Annotated in this window: 19 protein-coding genes, 2 tRNA genes and 3 rRNA genes; 16 read left to right on the top strand and 8 right to left on the bottom strand. The window is 37.3% G+C overall.

The genetic code is table 11. The features are described 5' to 3' along the window. Positions 1–9 precede the first annotated feature (9 nt). The 16 genes from U9R23_04255 (at position 10) to U9R23_04180 (ending at position 16,021) form a co-directional block, all read left to right on the top strand. Positions 10–2,472: a C10 family peptidase gene (locus tag U9R23_04255; protein MEA3475637.1), complete on the top strand. Its 2,463-nt coding sequence runs from the start codon at positions 10–12 to the stop codon at positions 2,470–2,472. A 44-nt stretch (positions 2,473–2,516) separates the two neighbouring features. Then, complete coding sequence (locus tag U9R23_04250; protein ID MEA3475636.1) at positions 2,517–2,702, top strand: hypothetical protein; 186 nt, start codon at positions 2,517–2,519, stop codon at positions 2,700–2,702. Beyond that, complete coding sequence (locus tag U9R23_04245) at positions 2,662–3,108, top strand: nucleotidyltransferase (GenBank protein ID MEA3475635.1); 447 nt, start codon at positions 2,662–2,664, stop codon at positions 3,106–3,108. The genes U9R23_04250 and U9R23_04245 overlap by 41 nt, the downstream gene beginning before the upstream one ends. Positions 3,109–3,149: 41 nt before the next feature. Then, positions 3,150–4,604, top strand: a complete 1,455-nt coding sequence (locus U9R23_04240) for an NADP-dependent malic enzyme (protein MEA3475634.1) — start codon at positions 3,150–3,152, stop codon at positions 4,602–4,604. 160 nt (positions 4,605–4,764) lie between these two features. Beyond that, positions 4,765–5,250 (top strand): hypothetical protein, encoded by a 486-nt coding sequence (locus U9R23_04235; GenBank protein ID MEA3475633.1) that lies wholly within the window; start codon positions 4,765–4,767, stop codon positions 5,248–5,250. A gap of 276 nt (positions 5,251–5,526) precedes the next feature. Beyond that, positions 5,527–5,841, top strand: coding sequence for a 4Fe-4S binding protein (locus U9R23_04230; protein ID MEA3475632.1), 315 nt, complete (start codon positions 5,527–5,529; stop codon positions 5,839–5,841). Continuing rightward, a complete protein-coding gene (locus U9R23_04225) occupies positions 5,828–6,985 on the top strand; it encodes a 2-oxoacid:acceptor oxidoreductase subunit alpha (protein ID MEA3475631.1) in 1,158 nt (385 codons plus the stop codon). Before U9R23_04230 ends, U9R23_04225 begins: the two co-directional genes overlap by 14 nt. Then, on the top strand, positions 6,982–7,866 hold the full coding sequence (locus U9R23_04220) for a thiamine pyrophosphate-dependent enzyme (GenBank protein ID MEA3475630.1): 885 nt from the start codon (positions 6,982–6,984) through the stop codon (positions 7,864–7,866). The genes U9R23_04225 and U9R23_04220 overlap by 4 nt, the downstream gene beginning before the upstream one ends. Positions 7,867–7,895: 29 nt before the next feature. After that, positions 7,896–8,435: a 2-oxoacid:acceptor oxidoreductase family protein gene (locus U9R23_04215; GenBank protein ID MEA3475629.1), complete on the top strand. Its 540-nt coding sequence runs from the start codon at positions 7,896–7,898 to the stop codon at positions 8,433–8,435. A 201-nt stretch (positions 8,436–8,636) separates the two neighbouring features. Further along, complete coding sequence (locus U9R23_04210; protein ID MEA3475628.1) at positions 8,637–9,014, top strand: four helix bundle protein; 378 nt, start codon at positions 8,637–8,639, stop codon at positions 9,012–9,014. Positions 9,015–9,429: 415 nt separating this feature from the next. Further along, on the top strand, positions 9,430–9,825 hold the full coding sequence (gene mce, locus U9R23_04205) for a methylmalonyl-CoA epimerase (GenBank protein MEA3475627.1): 396 nt from the start codon (positions 9,430–9,432) through the stop codon (positions 9,823–9,825). Between the two features lie 524 nt (positions 9,826–10,349). Then, entirely contained in the window at positions 10,350–11,900 is a 1,551-nt protein-coding gene (locus tag U9R23_04200; protein MEA3475626.1) for a carboxyl transferase domain-containing protein, read from the top strand. Between the two features lie 6 nt (positions 11,901–11,906). Beyond that, positions 11,907–12,491 (top strand): OadG family protein, encoded by a 585-nt coding sequence (locus tag U9R23_04195; GenBank protein ID MEA3475625.1) that lies wholly within the window; start codon positions 11,907–11,909, stop codon positions 12,489–12,491. A gap of 25 nt (positions 12,492–12,516) precedes the next feature. Then, the gene (locus tag U9R23_04190; GenBank protein ID MEA3475624.1) at positions 12,517–12,954 is read left to right on the top strand and encodes a biotin/lipoyl-containing protein; all 438 of its coding nucleotides are present in this window, start codon (positions 12,517–12,519) and stop codon (positions 12,952–12,954) included. Further along, positions 12,951–14,069, top strand: coding sequence for a sodium ion-translocating decarboxylase subunit beta (locus tag U9R23_04185; protein ID MEA3475623.1), 1,119 nt, complete (start codon positions 12,951–12,953; stop codon positions 14,067–14,069). The genes U9R23_04190 and U9R23_04185 overlap by 4 nt, the downstream gene beginning before the upstream one ends. Before the next feature lie 221 nt (positions 14,070–14,290). Further along, positions 14,291–16,021 (top strand): NFACT family protein, encoded by a 1,731-nt coding sequence (locus U9R23_04180; GenBank protein MEA3475622.1) that lies wholly within the window; start codon positions 14,291–14,293, stop codon positions 16,019–16,021. Between the two features lie 210 nt (positions 16,022–16,231). Here U9R23_04180 and rrf read toward each other — a convergent pair. From rrf to U9R23_04140, 8 genes are all read right to left on the bottom strand, one after another. Further along, a 5S ribosomal RNA gene (gene rrf, locus U9R23_04175) occupies positions 16,232–16,348 on the bottom strand. A 41-nt stretch (positions 16,349–16,389) separates the two neighbouring features. Next, positions 16,390–19,672, bottom strand: a 23S ribosomal RNA gene (locus U9R23_04170). A gap of 79 nt (positions 19,673–19,751) precedes the next feature. After that, positions 19,752–19,827: transfer RNA gene (locus tag U9R23_04165), tRNA-Ala, on the bottom strand. Positions 19,828–19,994: 167 nt separating this feature from the next. Continuing rightward, a tRNA-Ile gene (locus tag U9R23_04160) sits at positions 19,995–20,071 on the bottom strand. 46 nt (positions 20,072–20,117) lie between these two features. Beyond that, a 16S ribosomal RNA gene (locus U9R23_04155) occupies positions 20,118–21,677 on the bottom strand. The 16S, 23S and 5S rRNA genes sit together here with 2 tRNA genes alongside, the layout of an rRNA operon. 249 nt (positions 21,678–21,926) lie before the next feature. Next, the gene (locus tag U9R23_04150; GenBank protein ID MEA3475621.1) at positions 21,927–23,600 is read right to left on the bottom strand and encodes a T9SS type A sorting domain-containing protein; all 1,674 of its coding nucleotides are present in this window, start codon (positions 23,598–23,600) and stop codon (positions 21,927–21,929) included. Between the two features lie 109 nt (positions 23,601–23,709). Further along, positions 23,710–24,357 (bottom strand): transposase, encoded by a 648-nt coding sequence (locus U9R23_04145; protein ID MEA3475620.1) that lies wholly within the window; start codon positions 24,355–24,357, stop codon positions 23,710–23,712. Further along, positions 24,354–24,591 (bottom strand): nucleotidyltransferase domain-containing protein (locus U9R23_04140; protein ID MEA3475619.1); only part of this gene is annotated, 238 nt, incomplete at its 5' end. The genes U9R23_04140 and U9R23_04145, both read right to left, overlap by 4 nt.

Genomic DNA, 24,591 nt, shown 5'->3' with positions numbered 1-24,591 from the left:
GAAGGGAAAATGAAAAAGATATATTACATATTTCTGTTTTTAATACTCTTGCCGATTTGTTTATCAGCAAATCCAGTCACAGATGATGATGTTGAACAGGCTGTAAAAACGCAGCTTGCTTATAAAAATAAATCGGTTGAATATTCAATCGCAGAAATTTCTGTTATTGAAGACGAAAATAATCAGACAAAACTGTGTTTTATCGCAGACCTCCAGCCTAAAGGGTTTATTGCTCTTTCTTCAGACACCGATATTACTCCAATTATTGCATATTCATTCAGGACAGATTTAGTCAAAGACGATGAAAATCTTCTTTATTATATGATAAAAAAAGATATGGAATTCAGATTAAAAGCAAAGTCCCAATTCACTTCTGAGAAGATAGCCACCAATAATATGCTTTGGAATAATTATATTTCTGAAAATATTGAAGAGCTAAAGACCAAAGACTTCCAACAGTGGCCTGAGCCAGGAAGTACTTCCACAAGCGGTTGGATTGAAACTACATGGAACCAAAGCTATCCATACAATATGTTCTGTCCAATTGATCCAAATACTGGTAGCAGATGCGTCGTGGGCTGTGTCGCAACTGCTATGTCTATGCTAATAAATTATCATAAATATGTTGGCGATGTGAGCTTTAATTACTCCGCAGACAATTATTGGACTAATGGGATACATATAGATTCTGATAGTACTCTTTATGACTTTCCAAGTTTTAATGCCTTAAATATATATCTTGATACATTAAAAATACATTATCAGCATAATATTCCTCTAACAGATGAAGATACAGCAGCTTTATGTTTTGGTTGTGGAATATCAGTTCATATGTGGTATAGTTCTTCTGGTTCCGGAGCAAACACCAGTAATGTAGATGATGCATTACTTGATAAATTTGGTTACGATTCTGCAATGTGGAAGGATTCATGGGAGCCATTTTTCTATGATTCGTTAAGTACTAATATGATGACCGCAAAACCAGCAGAATTAGCGATATACCAATCAGGGGGTGCTGGCGGACATGCTATAAATTGTGATGGATACAATACAGATGATTATTACCATCTAAATTTCGGATGGGGTTCAAGTAATCCTGGAGGACCAAATACAATCAATGCCTGGTACTCTTTACCCCAAGGTATGCCAGTAGGATATTGTATTGTTGGTGGCGCTGTCCTTGATGTTGAAGGTGGAGATAGACCTGTAACCGTATCAGGAACAATCTATTCAGATGGAGTAAATCCAATTGGCACACACATTACTTTTCAAGGCGATTATAGTTATTCAACTACTGTTGAAGATTCAAATGGTTTTTATCAAATACCTATAGTATTTCCAGGATATTACACTGCAAGTGCACTTTTGGGAAGACTATATTATCAAACAAAAGAAGTTTATATTGATTCAATCCATACAGTAGTTGACTTTAATTTGTTTAATTATGAAAGTGTTACAGGTGTGGTTTCTGTAGAAGGTGGCGCTGACCCAACTGGCACAATCATAAATTTTGTTGGCGATTACAATTACTCTACAGTAGTTGATAGTTCTAATGGAGAATATGAAATCTTAGATGTTATGCCAGGACATTATACCGCTACGGCAAACCTTAATAGGATTTATTATCAAACAAAAGAGGTTGATATTGATAGTACCAATATGATAATTGATTTTGATTTGGCAAATTACAACTACCAATCAGTATTGAAGTATTGTGGAGACCCATCTATTTTACTTGAGCTGCCGTATGAATATACTTTGCAAATTGCTGTTAGATTTACCGACGAGGAACTCGGAGATAATGTTGGAGATATAATTGGCAAGGTTTCATTTTATTCTCCAACAGCATCTGATTTTTGCGTAATTACTATTAAAATTTATGAAGGAGGGTCACCTGATAACCCACCAGGGGAATTAGTATATGAAGCACCTATGGGAGTTTTTCCTGCTAATACATGGGTAGAGCATTTTCTTGATATTCCAATTGAGATTAAACCGCAAACTGAATATTGGGTAGGGTATGAGATTTATACTTTAAATGGCAAAGTTGGGTGGATGGATGAAGGACCTATGGAACCTGATAAAGGAGCTTGGATATGTCCATCTGGTTGGATGTGCTTGTCAGTAAATCCTGAATTGGATAGAAATTGGCTTATTGAAATGACATTATTTTCAACCACATCCGTAGATTCACATCCATCAAGTATTTCTAATGAGTTTATTATGCAGAATTATCCTAATCCATTCAGCAGTTCCACCGCTATATCTTTTTTAGCCACAGATTTACACAGATCGGCACAGATAAGAATTTATAATATTAAAGGGCAACTTGTAAAAAAATTAAAAATTGGCGAAGCTATCTGGGATGGGAAAGATGAGACTGGTAAACAAGTTTTAAGTGGAATCTATTTTTATCAAGCGTCCATTGGAGAAGTTAAATCTCAATTAAAAAAAATGTTGCTATTGAGATAACAAAAAATTAGAAAAACTTGATAAAATTAAGATACGAAGAAAAAATGAATAATATTTATAAATCAAGCATTAATGATGAACAAAAAGAAATGGAATTTGAACTGGATTATTTACTTTCTCTTACTGTTGAAGAAAGATTCCAAATGATGTTTGAAAAATCCAGAATTACCAAAAATATATTGGTTAGAAATGGATACCGAAAAGCTTTTGAAATTATTAAAAGAAAATAAAGCTGATTTTGTCATTATCGGAGCTACTGCTTTCCCTGTTTATGGCTATTCAAGAGCAACTCTTGATTTGGATATTTTCATCAGACCTACAAGGGAGAATGTGGAAAGAGTTATGAAAAGTCTTGAAGAGTTTGGATACGATATATCTGATGTAAGTGTTAAGGACTTTTTGGAAAAGAAAATTTTAATAAGACAATATATTTTGGAAACAGATATTCATCCATTTGTAGCAGGTGTAGAATTTGAAGATGTTTGGAAAACTAAAGTAAAGGATAAAATTGGAAATGTTGAGGTATATTTTGCATCATTGGATAATTTGATTAAAATGAAAAAATCTGCAGGAAGAGCAAAAGATATTGAAGATTTAAAATATTTAGAGAGAATTAAAGAACTAAAACATAAATAAAATGAAATACGATAGGATATAACAAAATTGGAGGAATAAAAATGGCAAAACTAAAGTTAAGCCTAAAAAATCTGGATGAGGTGTTCCCACCTGATTTCACGCAGGAGCAAATGGCTAAAGCAAAAACGCTTTTTCTGAAAAGATTGGCTGAGAAGTCTCATAGTTACTATGGCGGAAAGATTCAGACTGCACCCAAAGCATCAGTCTTTGGATTCAACTGGTTCAATGTCTGGTATACACCCGGGGTTTCAAAAATATCAACAACAATACGAGATGATAATGACACCTCTTTTGAGCTTACCAACAGAGGAAATTTAGTTGCAGTTGTAAGCGATTCTACCCGTGTGCTTGGCGATGGAGATTGCACACCTCCAGGCGGAATGGGAGTGATGGAAGGGAAAGCATTCTTAATGAAATATCTAGGTGGCGTTGATGCTGTTGCTCTGTGTGTGGATAGCTATAATGAAAAAGGTGAACATGACCCAGACAAGATAATTGAATTTGTGAAAATGGTTCAACCTAGCTTTGGTGCCATTAATCTTGAGGATATTTCTCAACCTAATTGCTACAAAGTTCTTGATACTTTGCGAGAAGAGTGTACTATTCCTGTCTGGCATGATGATGCGCAGGGAACCGCGTGCGTTACACTTGCAGGTTTGGTAAATGCACTTAAACTTGTAAGCAAAAAATTATCTGATGTAAGGATTGTTCACTTTGGAGCCGGTGCTGCAAATACAACTATAGCCAGAATAGAGATATCAGCAGGAGCAAATCCTGAAAATATCATTATGTTTGATTCAAAAGGTGGGTTACACAAAAATCGGGAAGATTTAAAGGCAGACCCGAGATTCTATCGCAAATGGGATCTTTGCCAGATAACAAATCCTAAATGTGTAAGTGATTTCCCCGATGCGATAAAAAATGCAGATGTTTTAATTGCTGTTTCAACTCCAGGACCTGATATAATTAAGCAAGAATGGATTAAATCTATGGAAGAAAAACCTATTGTCTTTGCCTGTGCAAATCCTGTTCCAGAAATTTATCCTTATGCTGCAAAAGATGCGGGAGCATATATTGTTGCAACCGGACGAGGTGATTTCTCTAATCAGGTTAATAATTCCCTCGGATTTCCTGGCATTCTTAAAGGTGCTTTGATGGTTAGGGCAAGAAAAGTGACAGATAAAATGGCTATTGCAGCTGCCCATTCTCTTGCAAATTATGCTGAAAAAAGAGGAATAAATCCTGATAATATCATACCAAAGATGGATGAGCCTGGAGTATTCCCTCATGAAGCTGCGGATGTTGCAATGCAAGCTATTAAAGATGGTGTTGCCAGAATTGAAATTACAAGGGAACAAGCTTATGCAAAAGCAGAAACAGATATAAAGTATGCCAGAGGGATGACGGATATGTTGACGGGCAAAGGCTTTATTAAACCGCCACCTGAAGAGATGCTTCAAGAAGCACTTGATTGGGCTGTAAATGAGGTTAAATGACATATTAATGAGTTCACTTTATTGTAGAGGCATTCCCGCGAAGGCGAAAAGAATAAACCACTATTTAGCTATCATTCCCGCGATCCCCGATTAAATCGGGGAGGGAATCAAGTGTCTATTATTAAGCAGTTATGTGAAATAATTGACATTTTTAAATAATATGGATAAATATAAAGAGTTTTTAAGAATAGCTAAGTGCTTAAACACCGAATTAGATATAACCCCCGTACTGTATGGTTCGCTTGGATTATCAAGGCTTATCAAAAAAGACTTGGATTCAAAAGATATAGACATTCTTGTACCTCAAAAATATATTACTACAGATTGGAGCGAATTACAAAAAACTCTTTCAAAAATTGACTATCAATTAGTCGATGAAAAAGAGCATGAATTTATTTACTTAAATAATAAAATTGGTATAGCATTTGAAGAAGATCTTTTTTCTTTTGCAAAAGTTGATCACAAAAAATTAAAAATAGTTTCTGATAATGGCGTAAACTATAAAATATTAGATCTAAATCAATATCGGATGGTTTACGAAGTTTCAAAAAATGATTCATACCGATCTCAAAAAAATAACAAAAAAGATCTTAAAAAAATTAAACTAATTGATAGTTATATAAAGAATGTCAATTACATCACATAACAGCGAGTACCCGGCTTCGCTCCGCTCAAATTGGCTTCCGTTGGTCGCCAACTTCGGGTAATCGCAAACTGTTATATTGATATCTTAAAATTTGATAAACCAAAAGCAAATAGACCCCGGACAAACTAAATGCAGGGGTTTTCTTTCTGTATTTAAAAAATTAATATGATAGCATTTCAACACTAAAAATTGTAAAAATAATATAATATCTTTATTCTTAAATTAAAATAATTGTTTTGTTTGACAATTTATTCTTTACTCACTGCAGAAGACAATATGAAAAAGAATTCTCAAGGAAAGATTATTAAAGAGAGCGATACTCTTGAAATAGTGAAAGTTAAAGAGTCTAAGGTAGATGATGCGGGTGATTTTCAGGAATCCCCGGTTTTTATTTATTATGAATGGTGCAAGAAATGTGGAATCTGCGTTGCTTTTTGTCCTACTGGAACATTGGCAAACCGAGAAGACGGAGCACCTTATGTGAAGTATCCTGAAAAATGTATTCATTGTGAAAGATGTGATATGCTTTGTCCTGATTATGCAATAACTGGAGCTGCTAAAGGTGAGAGGAGAGCTAATGTCAAAAGGTAGAAAGCCAAAAAGTAAGCCTGTATTAATGCAAGGAAATGCAGCTGTTGCTTTTGGAGCATTGGATGCTGGAATGCGGTTCTTTGGTGGATATCCCATTACTCCCTCAACCGAGATTGCAGAAATCCTTTCAGCAGAATTGCCTAAATATGGAGGCAAGTTTATTCAGATGGAGGATGAACTCGCAAGTATGGCTTGTATTCTTGGCGCAAGTATTGCTGGGATGAAATCGATGACTGCTACCAGCGGACCAGGTTTCTCTCTTATGCAAGAGAATATTGGTTATGGTATGATTGCAGAAATTCCTTGTGTGGTGGTTAATGTGCAGAGAGGTGGTCCGAGCACAGGTTTGCCTACAAGCCCAGCTCAAGGTGATATTATGCAAGCACGATGGGGCACACATGGAGATCATCCTGTAATTGCTCTTTACCCTAATTCAGTTCTGGAATGTTATGAGCTCACTATCCGGGCATTTAATCTTGCTGAAAAGTATCGCACACCTGTAATTCTTTTATTGGATGAAGTTTTAGCTCACATGCGGGAATCTGTTATCCTCCCTCCAAAAGAAAAATTAAGAATAATAAATCGTATTAAACCTAATGTGCCTCCAGAATGGTATAAGCATTACAAAAATGAACCAAAATATATTTCACCTCTTGCAAACTTTGGTGAAGGTTATCGTTTTCATATTACAGGACTTGCTCATGATGAAAATGGTTTCCCAACTCAAGTGCCCCGGGAAGTTGAAGCAATGATGAACCGCCTATTAAAAAAAATAACTGATAATCTTGATGATATTATTCAGATTGAGGCATTTGAAATGGAAGACGCCGAGATAGCCATCTTTGCTGCAGGTATTGTTGCTCGTTCAGCTAAAGAAGCTATTATAAAAGCAAGAGAAAAAGGTATCAAAGTGGGTTTGATTAGACCCCTTACTATCTGGCCCTTTCCAGACTTAGATGTTGAAATGATGTTAGAAAATACTAAAGCTGTTATTATTGCTGAGATGAATCAAGGACAGCTAATTAACGAAATTAAAAGGGTTACGAAATACGAGCACCATTCAAAGTTTATTAAATTGCAAAAATATAATGGATTGATTATTACACCAGATGAAATTTTAGATAAAATTGCAGAGGTTAAATGAAAAATATTCCGCAGAAAGTTATTCATCAGTATCTCAGACATCGTAAAAAGTTTCCTCATGTCTGGTGTCAAGGATGTGGAAATGGAACAATTCTTGGTGACCTTCTACGAGCAATCTACAATTTAGGAATTGAAAAGGATAATATTGCTATGGTCTCTGGAATTGGATGCTCAAGCAGAATGCCAGTATATGTTGATTTTAATACACTTCATACTACGCATGGGAGAGCAATTGCATTTGCCACTGGAATAAAACTATCAAAACCCGAGATGAATGTAATAGTTATTACTGGAGATGGAGATGCTGCAGCCATTGGAGGGAATCATCTAATTCATGCTGCAAGAAGAAATATTAACCTGACAATAATCATTATCAATAATAATATTTATGGAATGACAGGTGGGCAATGTTCTCCGACAACGCCTTCGGGAAAATATGCTTCCACAGCTCCCTATGGTGCACTTGAACCGACTTTTGATCTTTGTGATCTGGCTCGTAGTGCCGGTGCAAGTTTCGTAGCACGAACTACTGCATATCATACAACAGAGGCAAGAGAAATTTTTGAAAAGGCAATTCTAAAGAAAGGTTGTTCCATCGTTGATGTTATTTCTCAATGTCCAATATCATATGGAAAGTTAAATAATTTTGGTTCTGCAGTTGAAATGTTAAAATGGCAGCGAGATAATACAATTCCAATAAGTGCAGTTTCAAAACTTTCCCCCGAAAAAATAAAAGGAAAAATTGTCAGAGGAATTCTTTATGATACTGATAAACCAGAGTTTACTGAAGAGTATGATAAATTGATAACTCACTTAGCCGGCGAATTAAATATTTCTAATAACAAAAGTATTAATAAGAAAGTTACTGGCAAGGCGAATTAAAGAAGTAAAAGCAAATTTTAATAGCGAAAATGAAAACACAAATTAGATTAAGTGGTAGTGGGGGACAGGGATTAATTCTTGGTGGAATACTTTTGGCCGAGGCAGCTATTCTGGATAGAAAACATGCTTTGCAATCCCAAAGCTATGGACCTGAATCCAGAGGAGGTTCAAGCCGTGCTGATGTTATTATAAGTGATGAAATAATCTATTTCCCAAGAGCTGTTAGTCTGGATATTCTGCTATGCCTTTCTCAAGAAGCTGCTGATAAGTTTATAGATAAGTTAAAACCTACAGGAACTTTTATTTACGATTCATCACGAATCAGCATCAATCCTATTGAAGGCAAAGCTATTGGGATTCCATTTACTGAATTGGCAATCAAAAAATTTAAAACTGCAATTGTTACAAATATTATTGTATTAGCATTTACCTGTAAAATTACTAATGTTGTTTCGCTAAATGCTCTTAAGAAAGCCTTGAAAAAAAGAATTAGACCAAAATATGTTCAATTGAATCTTAAGGCTGTTCGGTTAGCCGTTAAACTTGCTGAGAAGTATTTAGGCTCATAAAAAAGTATAACAATTAAACACCAGATTTTTCAAAAGATTAGGTTGAAAATAAAACTATGATAAATTAATAACTCAAATTTCGTATGCGATATTAAAAAGGTAACTATAATTTATTCAGTAATATTCAGGTCTACGAAACTGGTTAACTAAATTACAAAATCCTAATTTCTAATATCAAGTGATCCTCCATCTGGTGGACAAATGGCAAATAAAAAGAAATTCGATTTAAAGGAGAGAACTGCAAAATTTGGTGAGGATATTATTGGATTCGCTAAAAAAATCCCCAATCCCCGATTTAATCGGGGACCGATAATTCTACCTCTAATTACTCAATTAGTTAAAGCGGGTACAAGTGTTGGTGCTAATTATTGCGAAGCTGATTGTGCTGAATCAAAAAAGGATTTTGAGCATAAAATAGGAATTTGCAAAAAAGAATCAAAAGAATCAAAATATTGGTTTAGAGTGATTGCAAAAGCAGTTCTACAGCTAAAAGATAAGGCAAAAATATATTGGAAAGAAGCTATTGAACTTAATTTAATTTTCTCATCAATTATCATTAAATCAAAGCAGAAAAAATAATTTTGATATTTAAGTTTTGGCATTTTATTTGACATTAGAAATTCGGATTTAGAAATTAAATTAATCTTACTCAAGCTTCGCATGAGATATTATAAAAAGTTAAAATGGTTATTCCTTTAAATCAGCAAAATAATTTTATACATATATATTCAAGATATGTTTCTGCTATCGTCAGGGAGTGGTCCCTGACGGCTCCTTTTGCCGCATACAGAGTCGCCACGGACCATTCCGTGACGAACACCCCAATTCACATAAATTTATCCGCCAGACCCGATTTATCCCCGATACATCGGGGTATCGGAGCTTGCGGATTAAAAGGTATAGTCATTACAGTTAAATATGATTTATTCATTGAGTCCCACTTCTGTGAAACTTGAGTTAATAATAAGATGTTAATTTCTACGAGGTAGAAAGAATGAAAAAAATTGACCATGTTGGCATCGCTGTAAAAAATCTTGACGAAGCAATAAACACTTATAAAAAGTTAGGTTTTACAGTTTCAGATATTGAGGAAGTTCCTTCTCAAAAGGTGCGGGTAGCGTTTATGAAAATTGGAAACAGCAGAATTGAGTTACTTGAACCGAGCAGGACAGATAGTCCAATTTCAAAATTCCTTCAAAAACATGGACAAGGAATACATCATTTGGCTATAGAAGTTGAAGATATTGAGAAAAAGATAGAATCTTTAGAAAGTTCTAGAGTCAATTTGATATACAAGATTCCAAGACAAGGTGCTCATGGGGTCAAAATGACATTTGTTCATCCAAAATCTACGAATGGCGTCTTGCTTGAACTGTGTCAATATCTGTAGAACGACCTTTCCATCTGGGCGCCTGTATAGGCTTGGCCTAGCCAAGACTGGCCAGACTGACCAAGGTCGTTAATGTAAATAAGCTCTATATGTGCCATAAGAAAACGAGTTCACCCTTCATCCTGATTTCATCGGGACTATGAAGAACCGGCTAAGAACCTCGTTCTACATTTACAAACAGACGGTAATTAGTGTCTGTCAGTAAAGTGCTGTTTCGAGTTGTAAGGAGTTTGCGACGATCCCGACAAGTCGGGAAGGTGGCTTGAATACACACTTTATATCGACTCGTCGTTCCCCCGATATGGTTTACCCCGTTGGATTTTTTTATCCAACTGGGGTCATTCTTCCCTACGGGGTAAACTTACGAGTCGAAAAATCCGAGTTTACAAATAGACACTAATTAGATGAAATTCTTGATTTAAAAAATGTTTATAAATTTCTTTGCAAGAAACAAAGACTTTATTATTAAAATTATAAAGTCATAAAATTTATGAAATGTTTTCATATTAATTTTGAGGATTAAAATGAACAGAGCAGAAAGATTAGCAACATTAAGAGCAAAGAGAGCTAAGGCTTTATTAGGTGGTGGAGAGAAAAGGATAGTAGCCCAACACAAAAAAGGAAAACTAACAGCACGGGAAAGAATCAAATTATTACTTGATTCAGACAGTTTTGAAGAATTTGATATGTTTGTTCAACACCATTGTACAGATTTTGAAATGGAAAAGCAGAAATATCTTGGTGATGGTGTTGTTACAGGATGTGGAACGATTGATGGTCGTTTGGTTTATGTTTTCGCACAGGATTTCACAATTATTGGAGGGTCACTTTCAAAAATGGTCTCTGAGAAAATCTGTAAAGTTATGGGTATGGCAATGAAAATGGGCGCTCCGATTATCGGTCTTAATGATTCTGGAGGAGCAAGAATTCAGGAAGGTGTTGATTCACTTGCAGGGTATGCTGATATATTTTTGAAGAATGTGATGGCTTCAGGAGTTGTTCCACAAATATCTGCTATCGTAGGACCTTGTGCTGGCGGAGCTGTCTATTCACCAGCTATTACCGATTTTATCATAATGGATAAAAAGAATAGTTATATGTTTGTTACGGGACCTAAAGTAGTAAAAACAGTTACTAGTGAGGATGTAAGTACAGAAATGCTGGGCGGTGCAATGGTTCATGCACAAAAAAGTGGTGTTTGCCATTTTGTTACTGAAAGTGAAGAGGAAACATATAAGTTAATACGAAATCTTCTTAGGTACATTCCTAATAATAATCTTGAAGACCCACCTGTTGAAGTTTGTTCTGACCCGGTTGATAGATATTGTGAAAATTTAAATAGTATTGTTCCGGATGACCCCAGTAAGCCATACGATATAATTGATATTATAAAAAGCGTTTTTGATAATGGAGAGTTTTTGGAAGTTGCAAGGTACTTTGCCCCGAACATTGTTATTGGTTTCGCACATTTGAATGGACATTCTATTGGCATTGTTGCAAATCAACCAAAGTATTTAGCCGGTTGTTTGGACATAAATGCATCAAAAAAAGGAGCAAGATTTATCCGCTTTTGCGATGCATTTAATATTCCATTAATTTGTTTTGAAGATGTGCCAGGCTTCCTTCCCGGTTTAAAACAAGAACATGGTGGAGTTATTAAAGAAGGTGCTAAAATACTTTACGCATTTGCTGAGGCAACAGTTCCTAAAATTACAGTTATTGTTAGAAAAGCTTATGGAGGCGCATATTGTGTTTTTAATAGTCGTCACTTAAGAGCTGATTTGATGTATTCATGGCCAACAGGAGAGATTGCGGTTATGGGTCCCAAAGGTGCAGTTGAGATTATATTCAGAAAAGAAGCAAAGAAAGCTGATAATGCAGAAAAATATTTACAGAAAATAGAGGAGGAGTATAGAGAAAAATTTGCTACTCCTTATCAGGCTGCACAAAAGGGTTATATTGATGATATTATTGAGCCTGCAAAAACCAGAGCACGACTTATAAGAGCAATGGAAATGATTGCTTCCAAAAGAGATTCTAACCCACCCAAAAAACATGGTAATATCCCACTTTAATTCTATATGAAAAAAATTGTTGATATTTTACTGCTTATAGCAATTATTTTATATCTGTTTAGTTTGTATGATAATCTGATTTGCACAAACTTTGTGTATGGCTCAGAAAAGCAAACAGAATCTATAAAATTAGATACAAAATCCAACCAGCCCCCATTTGAAAACAAGATGTCTGAAAAATTTCAATCAAAAGAAAAAAATACTCAACTTGTTTTTAACATAGTTCTGGTTGGAATGATTATTGTATTTGCAAGTTTATCAATTATAGCATTAATAATAAAACTTTTTGGTTATTTTAAAACCAAAGAGAATCCAATTGAAAAGTCAACCAAATCTATCTCCAAAAAACTTATTTCAATTTCTCAGATATCTAAAAAGCTTACATCCCCGCCCATAGACCATAACATAAAGGCTGCAGCAATTACAATAATCTTTTTATATGAGAATGAAGTTGAGACTCAGAGCAAAATGCTTCTAACTATGAAGAGAACAAAGGCAAGCCAATGGCAGCAAGTATCAAAATTATTGATGTCAAATTATGTATATTGGAGAAATATAAAGAGCAGACCAACAAGATACTTTAAAAAGTAACTTAAATTGATAAACGGGAATATTTATGAAAACCTATAAGCTGGAAATCAATGGTGAAAAATTTGAAGGCAGAGTCGTTGAGTATGATGGTATAAATGCTAAAATTGAGATAAATGGAATAATTTATAAAGTTAAAATGGAGTCTGAATTTGGAAAACTTGCCGAGCATTTTGAAAGGTCAAAAAAGGTATTGACAATACCTCCAACCCTTAGTGGGAAAAGCGATTCAGTTTTTATTAAACCAGGTCAGGTTAAATCTCCTTTGCCAGGTATTATTGTTGATGTCTTTGTTAAAGAAGGTGATGAGATTTCTGCCGGTGATGTTGTAGTAATTCTTGAAGCAATGAAAATGGAGTCGGAAATAGCTGCAACTGTAAATGGAATTATTAATAAGGTAAATATTAAAAAGGGGGAATCTGTTCTGGAAGATCAAGTATTGGTAGATATTAAGGAAAACAAATGACCGAGTTATTTAGTTTTTTCAAAACCACTGCTTTTGCACATTTCCATTATACAAATGCGATAATGCTTGCGATAGGAGTATTCTTTATTACACTTGGTATCGTAAAAAAGTATGAACCTCTTCTTCTTATTCCAATTGGATTTGGTATTATCTTAGGTAATATGCCGGGAACTTTTGGTGGTGTTTATGATAAAGGTTCAGTTCTTAGTTATATCTACTTTGGGGTAAAGACAGGGATTTTTCCTCCTTTGATTTTTTTAGGGATTGGTGCAATGACAGATTTTAGCACACTTATAGCCAATCCGAAGCTAATCTTATTAGGAGCTGCTGCACAGTTTGGGATATTTGCAACTTTTGTTGGTGCGGTACTATTAGGATTCTCTTTGCCAGAAGCCGGTTCTATCGGCATTATAGGTGGGGCTGACGGTCCAACTTCCATTTTTCTGTCTTCTCAATTAGCACCACATCTGCTGGGACCCATTGCAATTGCTGCTTATTCATATATGGCATTAGTGCCAATTATCCAACCGCCAATTATGGGATTACTGACTACCAGACGAGAAAAAGTGATTCAAATGAAATCCCCAAGAATCGTAAGTAAGAAAGAAAAAATTATCTTTCCCATCATATCCTTCTTAATTACAGTCAGCATTGCACCAAGAGCTGTTGCACTTTTAGGAATGCTGTTTTTTGGAAATTTGTTAAAGGAATGTGGAGTAACTGAAAGATTGGCAAGTGTATCCAGAAATACAATAATTGATGTTGTTACTGTACTGCTCGGAATAGCAGTAGGAGCCAGCACTCAAGCAAATGTGTTCTTGACTAATAAGGCATTAAAAATTTTTGTTTTGGGCGCCTTGTCATTTTGTATTGCAACTGCGACAGGAGTGTTATTTGCAAAACTTATGAACCTATTTTTAAAACAGAAAATCAATCCTTTGATTGGTGCATCCGGGGTCTCTGCAGTGCCAGATTCTGCCCGTGTGGTTCAAAATGAAGGGCAAAGATACAACAAGAAGAACTATCTTTTGATGCATGCAATGGCTCCCAATGTGGCAGGAGTTATTGGCTCTGCTGTTGCTGCTGGCGTGCTCTGGGGAATATTAGGGAAGTGAAAATTTAGCAACAATCCCCGCGTCCGCGGGGACACTAAGATTATTAGAGGTTATAGTTTTTTGTCAACTCTAGTTAGTTTGTGTATAAACATAGATATTATTAATACTATTTTATCAGGATTTATTCATTTCTTAACATTTTTAAAGTATATGTTCTTCTTTGTGACTTTGTGACTTTGTGTCTTTGTGGCTAAAAGATACTTTGAGGTGTTAGTAATAAGATGGATTTTTTATTTCTAAAATTATGGGTAGATGAAACTTCCAAACAAATTATAAATAGCCGATTCAAAAATGTTTTTTGGGATGGGGAAAAATACATTTTAGAATTTAACAACAGCTATCTTAATATCTCTTTATTTTCAGGAGAGCCTCTCTGCTTCTTTTCAGATAAAGAAATAAACCAAAAAATTGAAACCACATTTACAAACCTTATTTCAAAGCATCTTTACAAAAGTATAATAGAAAAAATTTCTATCGCTAAAAATGATAAAATAATATCAATTTACTTTCAAAAGAAGGATATTGATGGGGAAAAAATAAGATATAAACTTATTATAGAGTTGATAAATCGCTATGAAAATATGATATTTACAAGACAGGATGAGAATGAGAAATGGATTATATTAGATTCTCATAAAAGAATAGGTTTTTCAGAAAGTAGGTTTAGACAAATTCTTCCTGGACTTGAATATCAACCTCCACCCCAGGTTAAGAAATCTTATATTTTAGAATTAGAAAAAAAAGAGTTTTATAATTTGATAGGGGATAGGCTTCCAGAAGAATGGGAAAAATTTATTCAGCTTTTCAGCAATGTGCCAAAATTTCTTAAAGATGAGTTTATTTCTGAAATGCCTGCAGAAGATTTTTGGAAGATCATCTCTCAAATAAAAAATAAGGTAAAAGCTTTGGAGCCCGATTCTCCAGAATCGGATAAATTAGATAATATTTTCAATAATACCTGTTCAGGAGAACAGGACTCCAAAATGGATGACAAACATATTATATTTTACAATTCAGAAGAAAAATATTTATCCTTAATAGAAACGGAAAATTCGCAAGGATTTTCAACTATCAATGATGCCTTTCAGTTTTATTATCAAGAAAAATGCAGGAAGATAATATTTACTCAGCTGAAGAATACAATTCTACATAATTTGCAAAAACAGGTAAACGGGATAGAAAAAGTCATTGCAAAGGAATCAGTTGAATTGCACGAGATGAAGAAAGTGGAAAAATGGAAAAAATTCGGAGAACTTCTTAAAGTAAATTTTAGTAAAATCAAAAGGGGACAGAAAGAGATTGAGGTAACTGATTATTTTGAAGAAAACGCACCACAAATCGTTATTCCCTTAAATGAAGAATTAAGTCCGAAAAAGAATATGGAGTATTATTTCAAAAGATATAAGAAAGCAAAATCAGGGACAGTAAAATTGCAAGCACAAATTGAGGTAAATAAGAAGAAGCTCCAAAATATTTTAGATAAAATAGCTTATGTAGAAAGATGTGAAAACTTTGAAGAATTGTGTCAATTACAAGAAGAAAAGAGGGCAAGAAAGAAAAAAGCCTTTGAGAAACGATTATTCCGCAGGTTTTCAGTTGAGGCAGAAGGAAGGAAATGGGAAATTTTCGTTGGCAGAAGCAATCGTGAAAATGATGAACTCACAACCAAATTTGCAAAATTAGATGATTGGTTCTTTCATAGCAGGATTTATCATGGTGCACATCTGATTGTTCGTAATCCAGAAAGGTTAAGAGATATACCTCCGAAAGTTAAAAATTTTGCTGCAGGTATTGCTGCATATTTTAGCAAAGCAAAGCATTCCACTAAAGTTCCCGTGGATTTTACAAAGATTAGATATGTTTCCAAACCAAGAAAAAGCCCACCTGGATTTGTTGTTTATAGAAAACAGAAGACTTTGTTTGTGGACCCGATTGATCCGAGAAAATATTAATGTAAGATTTTCGTTAGTTTGATTAAATCCTTTTTCTATCTATTTTTTTTGCCTTTAACAGTTGAACCGTGAATTTTGGATGCTAACTTTTCTAAAGATCGATGAATACACGGTTTCTTATTTTCTATGGTGAATATTCTTTCAAATTGTAGGAATTGAATTCTTAATAAGTATTATAAATTTTTTCTGATACAAAAAGGGCAGTGAAAAAACTGGCTGCGACCTACTCTTCCACACCGTTACCAGTGCAGTAGCATCAGCGTAAGCGTGCTTAACTACTGTGTTCGGAATGGGAACAGGTGTTTCCACGCTGCTATAACAACCAAAGTTTCACTGCCCAAAAGTTGTAGTGATTAAAGTAAAAGGGAAAGAATAAGGCTTTGACCAATTAGTATTACTCGGCTAAATTCATTACTGAACTTACACCTGTAACCTATCAACCTTGTAGTCTCCAAGGGGTCTTAAAGATGTCTAATCTTAGAGTTGGCTTCCCGCTTATATGCTTTCAGCAGTTATCCATTCCAGACTTAGCTATCCGGCGATGCAACTGGCGTCACAACCGGTTCACCAGAGGTCTGTCCTCATCGGTCCTCTCGTACTAAATGAGGCTCTCTTCAAACATCTACCGCCCACGAAGGATAGGGACCGAACTGTCTCTCGACGTTCTGAACCCAGCTCGCGTACCGCTTTAAATGGCGAACAGCCATACCCTTGGGACCTTTTCCAGCCCCAGGATGCGATGAGCCGACATCGAGGTGCCAAACAGCTTCGTCGATATGAACTCTCGGAAGCTATGAGCCTGTTATCCCCGGAGTACCTTTTATCCGTTAAGCTATCCCCCTTCCATACAGAGAGATAGGATCACTAAGACCTGGTTTCCCATCTGTTCGACCCGTTGGTCTCACAGTTAAGCTCCCTTATGCCTTTACACTCTATGCGTGGTTACCAATCACGCTGAGGGAACCTTTGTGCGCCTCCGTTACTTTTTAGGAGGCGACCGCCCCAGTCAAACTGCCCTCCTGACACTGTACTCATACCTCATAAAGGCAGGAGTTAGTATCTCAATATTATAAGGGTGGTATTTCAAGGATGGCTCCATTCCGACTTGCGTCGGAACTTCACAGCCTCCCACCTATCCTACACATATAGTACCAAAATACAATATCAAAATGCAGTAAAGGTTCACGGGGTCTTTCCGTCCTTTCGCGGGTAGGCGGCATCTTCACCGCCACTGCAATTTCACCGAGTCCCTGGTTGAGACAGCGCCCAAGTCGTTACACCATTCGTGCAGGTCGGAACTTACCCGACAAGGAATTTCGCTACCTTAGGACAATTATAGTTATTGCCGCCGTTTACCGGGGCTTCATTTCTGACCTTTGCGAAGATATCGCTATCCCCACTAAGCCATCCATTTAACCTTCCGGCACCGGGCAGGTGTCAGTCTATATACATGGTATTACTACTTTGCATAGACCTGTGTTTTTGATAAACAGTCGCTTGGGCCTATTTACTGCGACCATCAAAAGCTCTGAGTGCGAAACTCTTCACCTTTAATGGTACCCCTTCTTCCGAAGTTACGGGGTAATTTTGCCTAATTCCTTAACCAGAGTTAACTCGAACACCTTAGGATACTCTCCTCGTCTACCTGTGTCGGTTTGCGGTACGGACCGATATAGACTAATCGTTTAGAGAGTATTTCTTGGCAGCTTTATAAAGGGACTTCTGCCACTTATGTGACTCGTATTAGCTTCTCAGTAATAGATGAGTGTATTTTCCTGCTCATCCTACCTACCAGCTTAAATCTGGATTTCCAACACCAGACTCCCTCGCATTACTGCGTCATCCCATCACTATCTATATCGGGTAGCAGAATTTTAACTGCTTTCCCATCAAATACGCCTTTCGGCCTCTTCTTAGGGTCCGACTAACCCTGAGCAGATTAACTTTACTCAGGAAACCTTAGACTTTTGGTGGACCGATTTCTCATCGGTCTTATCACTACTCATGCCGGCATAATCTCTTCTGATAGCTCCAGCATACCTTTCAGTACGCCTTTACAGCCTTACAGAATGCTCTCCTACCACCCCGAATTAACTTCGGGATCCACAGCTTCGGTAATACACTTAGTCCCGATCATCTTTGGTGCAAAACCACTCGACCAGTGAGCTATTACGCACTCTTTAAATGAATGGCTGCTTCTAAGCCAACATCCTGGCTGTTTTTGCAATTTAACATCCTTAATCACTTAGTGTATATTTTGGGACCTTAGCTGATGGTCTGGGGTGTTTCCCTTTTGCCTATGGAGCTTATCCCCCACAGACTGTCTCCTATACATCAATTAACGGCATTCTTAGTTTGAATGGGTTTGGTAATCTTTTGGGATCCCTAGTCCAATCAGTGCTTTACCTCCGTTAATCTAATATAAGGCCCTGCCTAAACAGGTTTCGGAGAGAACCAGATATCTCCGAGTTTGTTTGGCCTTTCACCCCTACCCACATCTCATCCTCTGGATTTTTAACTCCAGTAGGTTCGGTCCTCCATCCCGATATTATCGGGACTTCAACCTGGACATAGGTAGATCACTCGGTTTCGGGTCTACTCAAAACAACTTTACGCCCTATTCAGACTCGCTTTCGCTTTGGCTTCATCCGTATCGGACTGAACCTTGCTGTTCAAAGTAACTCGCCGGCTCATTATACAAAAGGCACGCCGTTATCCTATAGATTTGCAAGCAAATCCACAAAACTTCGACTGATTTTATGCAAACGGTTTCAGGTACTATTTCACTCCCCTCCCGGGGTGCTTTTCACCTTTCCCTCACGGTACTTGTTCACTATCGGTAGTTAGATCATATTTAGCCTTACCAGATGGTCCTGGCAGATTCAGACAGGATTCCAAGTGTCCCATCCTACTTGGGATTCCTAAAATCTCGCTATCATTATTTCGTTTACAGGGTTATCACCTTCTTTGACCTAGCTTTCCAGCAAAGTTCAACTATAAATTCAGCGAAATATATCTTAGGTCCCGCTACCCCCGACACTTATTTAATATGTTCTTATTACTTTATCCCGATATTATCGGGACTTTATTCTTCCTATTAAAGATCTCTTACTATTTCGATTATGTTTTAGTTTTCTCCCTGCCTAACGGCAGACAGGTCTCTTTCTCTTGCATCCTCTTCTGATAGATATGCTTCATAATAAATCAGTCTCCACTTCCCTCTACCAGTATATCCTTTATTGCTTTCATTATGTTCTTTCAATCTTCTCTTTAAATCCGAGGTATATCCTACATAAGTTTTGGTATTCAATTCATTCTATAATACATACACATAATACACTTACACCTCCATAAACATATTAAATAAGTGTCGGGTTTGGGCTGTTCCCTTTTCGTTCGCCACTACTCAGGGAATCGTTGTTACTTTCTTTTCCTGCAGATACTAAGATGTTTCAGTTCTCTGCGTTTGACTCATATATCCTATTTTATTCAGATATATGATGAACCCGTATTAACAGGAACGGGTTACCCCATTCGGAAATCTCCGGATCTATGCTTACTTACAGCTCCCCGAAGCTTATCGCAGCTGGTCACGTCCTTCATCTCAATCTAACTCCAAGGCATCCACCGAATGCACTTAATGCCTTACTCTATTCTTCTACTTTAATTCACTACTATATATCTTTCAAATAACCGATAAATAAAAAAATTCAAAAACTATATCTTAAAATGGTGGAGGATGACGGGTTCGAACCGACGACCTCCGCCGTGCAAGAGCGGCGCTCTCCCAACTGAGCTAATCCCCCAGGAATTTATACATATCAAATACAGAAACATCAACCAATTACAAAATGGCAGAACTCCGTATGGTCGCCGAACCGATGACCTTCCCGATTGCATCGGGACGCTATCCCAACTGAGTTAATCCCACGAGAAACAATAACAGGTATATGATATTTCGCTCTTCTAAGAATGGTGGGCCTGGGTGGACTCGAACCACCGACCCCCGCCTTATCAGAGCGGTGCTCCAACCAACTGAGCTACAAGCCCTAAGCTGCTATATAAAAGGGTGCATACGAATTTATTTTCTCCTTAGAAAGGAGGTGATCCAGCCGCACCTTCCGGTACGGCTACCTTGTTACGACTTAGTCTCCCTTATTGACCATACCTTTGTTGGCTGCTATCCGTAAGGATTTGCTCACCATCTTTGGGTACAGTCAACTCGGCTGACTTGACGGGCGGTGTGTACAAGACCCGGGAACGTATTCACCGCGACCTGCTGATTCGCGATTACTAGCGATTCCAACTTCATGGAGTCGAGTTGCAGACTCCAATCCGAACTGAGGCCGGTTTTTTGGGATTTGCACCACATTACTGCTTCGCTGCCCTTTGTGCCGGCCATTGTAGCACGTTTGTAGCCCTGGACATAAGGACCATGATGACTTGACGTCGTCCCCACCTTCCTCCAAGTTGTCACCTTGGCAGTCCCCTTAGAGTCCCTAACTTAATATTGGTAACTAAGGGTAGGGGTTGCGCTCGTTGCGGGACTTAACCCAACATTTCACAACACGAGCTGACGACAGCCATGCAGCACCTGTTTTCAGGGTCCCCGAAGGGACACTCCTTTATTTCTAAAGGATTCCATCAATGTCAAGTCCAGGTAAGGTTCTTCGCGTTGCATCGAATTGAACAACATGCTCCACCGCTTGTGCGGGTCCCCGTCAATTCCTTTGAGTTTCAACCTTGCGGTCGTACTCCCCAGGCGGATCACTTAATGCGTTAGCTGCGGTACTGAAGCCGTTTTATCGGCACCAACACCTAGTGATCATCGTTTACTGTGTGGACTACCAGGGTATCTAAGCCTGTTTGCTCCCCACACCTTCGCTATTCAGCGTCAGTTACTGCCCAGAAGGCTGCCTTCGCTTTTGGTGTTCTTCCTGATATCTGCGCATTCCACCGCTACTCCAGGAATTCCGCCTTCCTCTACAGCACTCTATCTAACCAGTATTATATGCTGGACTACGGTTAAGCCGTAGGATTTAACATATAACTTAATTAGCCACCTACTAGCCCTTTACGCCTAGTAATTCCGGACAACGCTCGCTCCTTCCGTATTACCGCGGCTGCTGGCACGGAGTTAGCCGGAGCTTATTCCTATGATAATATCATACTTTGTAAGCTATTTACCTACTGAGTTTTTTTCTCATAGAAAAATATTTTACATCCCGAAGGACTTCTTCATATACACGGCGTCGCACTATCAGGGTTTCCCCCATTGTAGACTATTCTCGACTGCTGCCTCCCGTAGGAGTCTGGGCCGTATCTCAATCCCAGTGTGGCCGGTCACCCGTTAAGGTCGGCTACACATCATCGCTTTGGTGAGCCATTACCCCACCAACAAGCTAATATGACGCAGGCTCATCTTATAGCGGCAGCTTATAAATAGAGGCCACCTTTGCACCGATAAAAATCGGGACACATCCGGTATTACCCCCGATTTCTCAGGGCTATCCCAGTCTATTAGGTAGATACCTACGCGTTACTCACCCATTCGCCACTTTACTCCTCCGACCGAGGTCGGAGTTTCTCGTTCAACTTGCATGCCTAATCCACGCCGTCAGCGTTCGTCCTGAGCCAGGATCAAACTCTCCATTATATCTCTTTTTTGTGTTGTTGTTTCGTATACACCCTATTTTTCTTTCTCAAAGAACTAAATAACAAATTACTCTTTTCTTTAATTTGATGTCAAGTAATTTTATATAAATATAATAAAAAAATTTTAAAAAATGTAAATAATTTTTTACTAAACTTTATATATTTATAATTTATTTCAGAATTTCAACATTTATTGTAAAACCCGACTCGGGTCATTGACTCGAGTCGAGTTTCTTTGTCAAAATTTTACTTATTTAAAAACTAAAATTTTCTTAGTTGAACAGTAACTACTATTTTCCAAATGGCAGAAATAAATGCCACTTGGGACTGGTTTACCATTGGCATCTCTTCCATCCCATACAATTTGTTGATCTGAAGATTTGTTGATTTGGAGATTTGGGAAGGTTTTAATTTTTTGTCCTTTGAGATTAAAGATTGAGATTGAGAATTGTTGATTGTTGATTCCTCCCGCCTGCGCCGAGGCTTCGGTGGGCAGGGATTGTTGATTGGAAAAAGATATTGTGGTTGAGGTGCGGAAAGGGTTGGGGTAGATTAAGATTTCGGTTTCAACGGGGTTGACTGATGGGTCAGTTGCATGCCCAGTGATAGTGATTATTAATGGCTGGCTCCAGTTGGAAAGGGAGTTATGAGTTTCTGGATTTTGAAAATACCATTGGTCGGCGGATTGAGCGCGAACTTGGTATTGTCCTGGTTCAGTCCAAGAATGAGAAAGTTCAAAAGTAGTTCCAGATGGTTGAAGTTCAGTCCATTCACTAATTTCGTCATCGCCCCAGTCAATGCGAACGGCAAGGCTGTCATTATCAGGGTCTGTGGCAGTAATCGAGAAACTTAAAGTTTCTCCAACTGTAGCCTCATTTGGACCAGCAAGATTCACGGTGGGTGTGTAATTCCATGTGTAGATTTCGCACCAACTGCGAATTGCCAACACTCGTTCGTCTTTAAGTATTTCAGAAGAGAAATTGCCGTATGAATGATATAATGAAGCTGCAATTTGCCATTGATTGGTTGTAGGGTTATAAATTTCGCATGAATGACCGGATCCACTTCCGGTTTCGCCTTGCCCGCCCATTACTAGAATTTTGTTGTTGAGAAGTTTTTCTGAGCAGTGATTTGTGCGACCGATTTCTAAAGAATCAGCATAAGTCCATTGTTGTGTTTGGAAATCATAGATTTCGCAGGAAGAACGGTATGGTTCAGGCCCGCCGGCTATAGCCATAACATTACCATTAGGAAGTAAATGAGATGTATGATTATATCTGGATTCATTAAGAGATGCAATTTCAGTCCAAAGTTCAGTGTTTGGGTCGTAAATCTCGCAATGTTCATAACTAGAATTTCCGCCGCCAATTGCCATTACTTGTCCGTCGGGTAATAATTCTAAAGTATGCCAAAGTTTTGGATGAGAACAAAAGCCAGTTAATGTCCATTCATTGGTTTGAGGATTATAGATTTCGCAACCTTTGTAGTCATTAGCACTATCACCACCAACAGCTAATACTCTGCTGTTTTGCAACAGAACAGCGCTGTGATGATGTCTAGAGAAATTCAATGTTGCTATTTCACTCCATGTTTCTGTTTCAGGGTCAAATATTTCTGAAGACATGCCATATACGGCTAAAATTTTTCCGTCAGGTAATTTTGTAAGGGAAAAATTAGCGACAGCATAACTCATTGAGTCGGTTGGTGACCATTGGCCAGTTTCCGGATCATAGATTTCACAGGAAGAATTTTCATAACAACCGATAATACCACCTGCAACTAATATTTGACCATCATCAAGAAGTACTGAAGGGAACTCAGAACGGCCTTGGTTTAAAGAACCGGTTAAATTCCACTCTCCTGCCAAACAAGGAGTGGAGAGTAGAAGAAAAAATACGGTTAAAGAAAAAAATATCTTTTTCATTTTTTTACTCCTTTTTGGAGTAGCCGAGTCTCTCGGCTTTATTATCTTACGGCGACAGAGTCACCGACTCCACATAATACGGCGAGGGACTCGCCGACTCCAAATAAAATTATGGTTCTTTTACTTTTACTTTATCAAATGGGTATTTTTTCATTGTAAAAATCATTCCATTTTCATCTTTTTCAAAATAATTTTTATAACTGCAAAATTTGTAATCTTCACTATTTTTTACATAACCATGTTTTACGGGATTATAATGAATATAATTAAATCTGGCATAAAATGAATTTTCCGAAGTTATCACTGTATCCCAGTATTGATACCAAACCTGCCTGCCAATAAGGTTATCCATCTTATTAATAGTAATTGCTGTAAAGCGATGAATATCAGCAATAATTTTTGATAATTTTCCAGCATTATTTCCTGAATTCATAAGTAAATGATAATGATTATCCGCCACAAAATAGGCAATCATTTTCCAATCGTTTCGATTAATGAAATTCATAAAAATTGAGTCAAGCAAAATCCCCTTTCTTTCATCATCATAAAACGGTCTTAAGTTTTTTAATGTATGAGCAGTTATAATATAATACGCATTATTCAGGAAAAGATGTGCAGGAGAATGCTTGTAATTTGTAAACTCTTTAAAATTCTTATTAATGTCGAAGAACATTTTATTTCCTTTTTTGGAGTAGCCGACTCCGTCGGCTTTGATTTTTACGGTGACAGAGTCACCGACTCCAAAACATTTCGTCATATTATGATACCTTCGTTAAATATATTACGATACAGGGCATATTCATTTGCAAGCAATTCGTTTTTCTCTAAAAAGAACAAATTTATAACGCAGTTGTTTTCTAAACTGATTCTTGCCCGAATCTTACTACAGCGTTCTCTTTCCTTGTATCTACTAGCAAGACCATCAAGGACTACTGCAATATCTATATCAGAATCTTCATTTGCTTCATTCCTTGCATAAGAACCAAAAAGA

The organism is Candidatus Cloacimonadota bacterium (assembly GCA_034722995.1).
Taxonomy (GTDB): Bacteria; Cloacimonadota; Cloacimonadia; order JGIOTU-2; family JGIOTU-2; genus JAGMCF01.
Note: the sequence above shows the minus strand (reverse complement) of the source record. Positions and strands in the feature narration are given on the sequence as shown.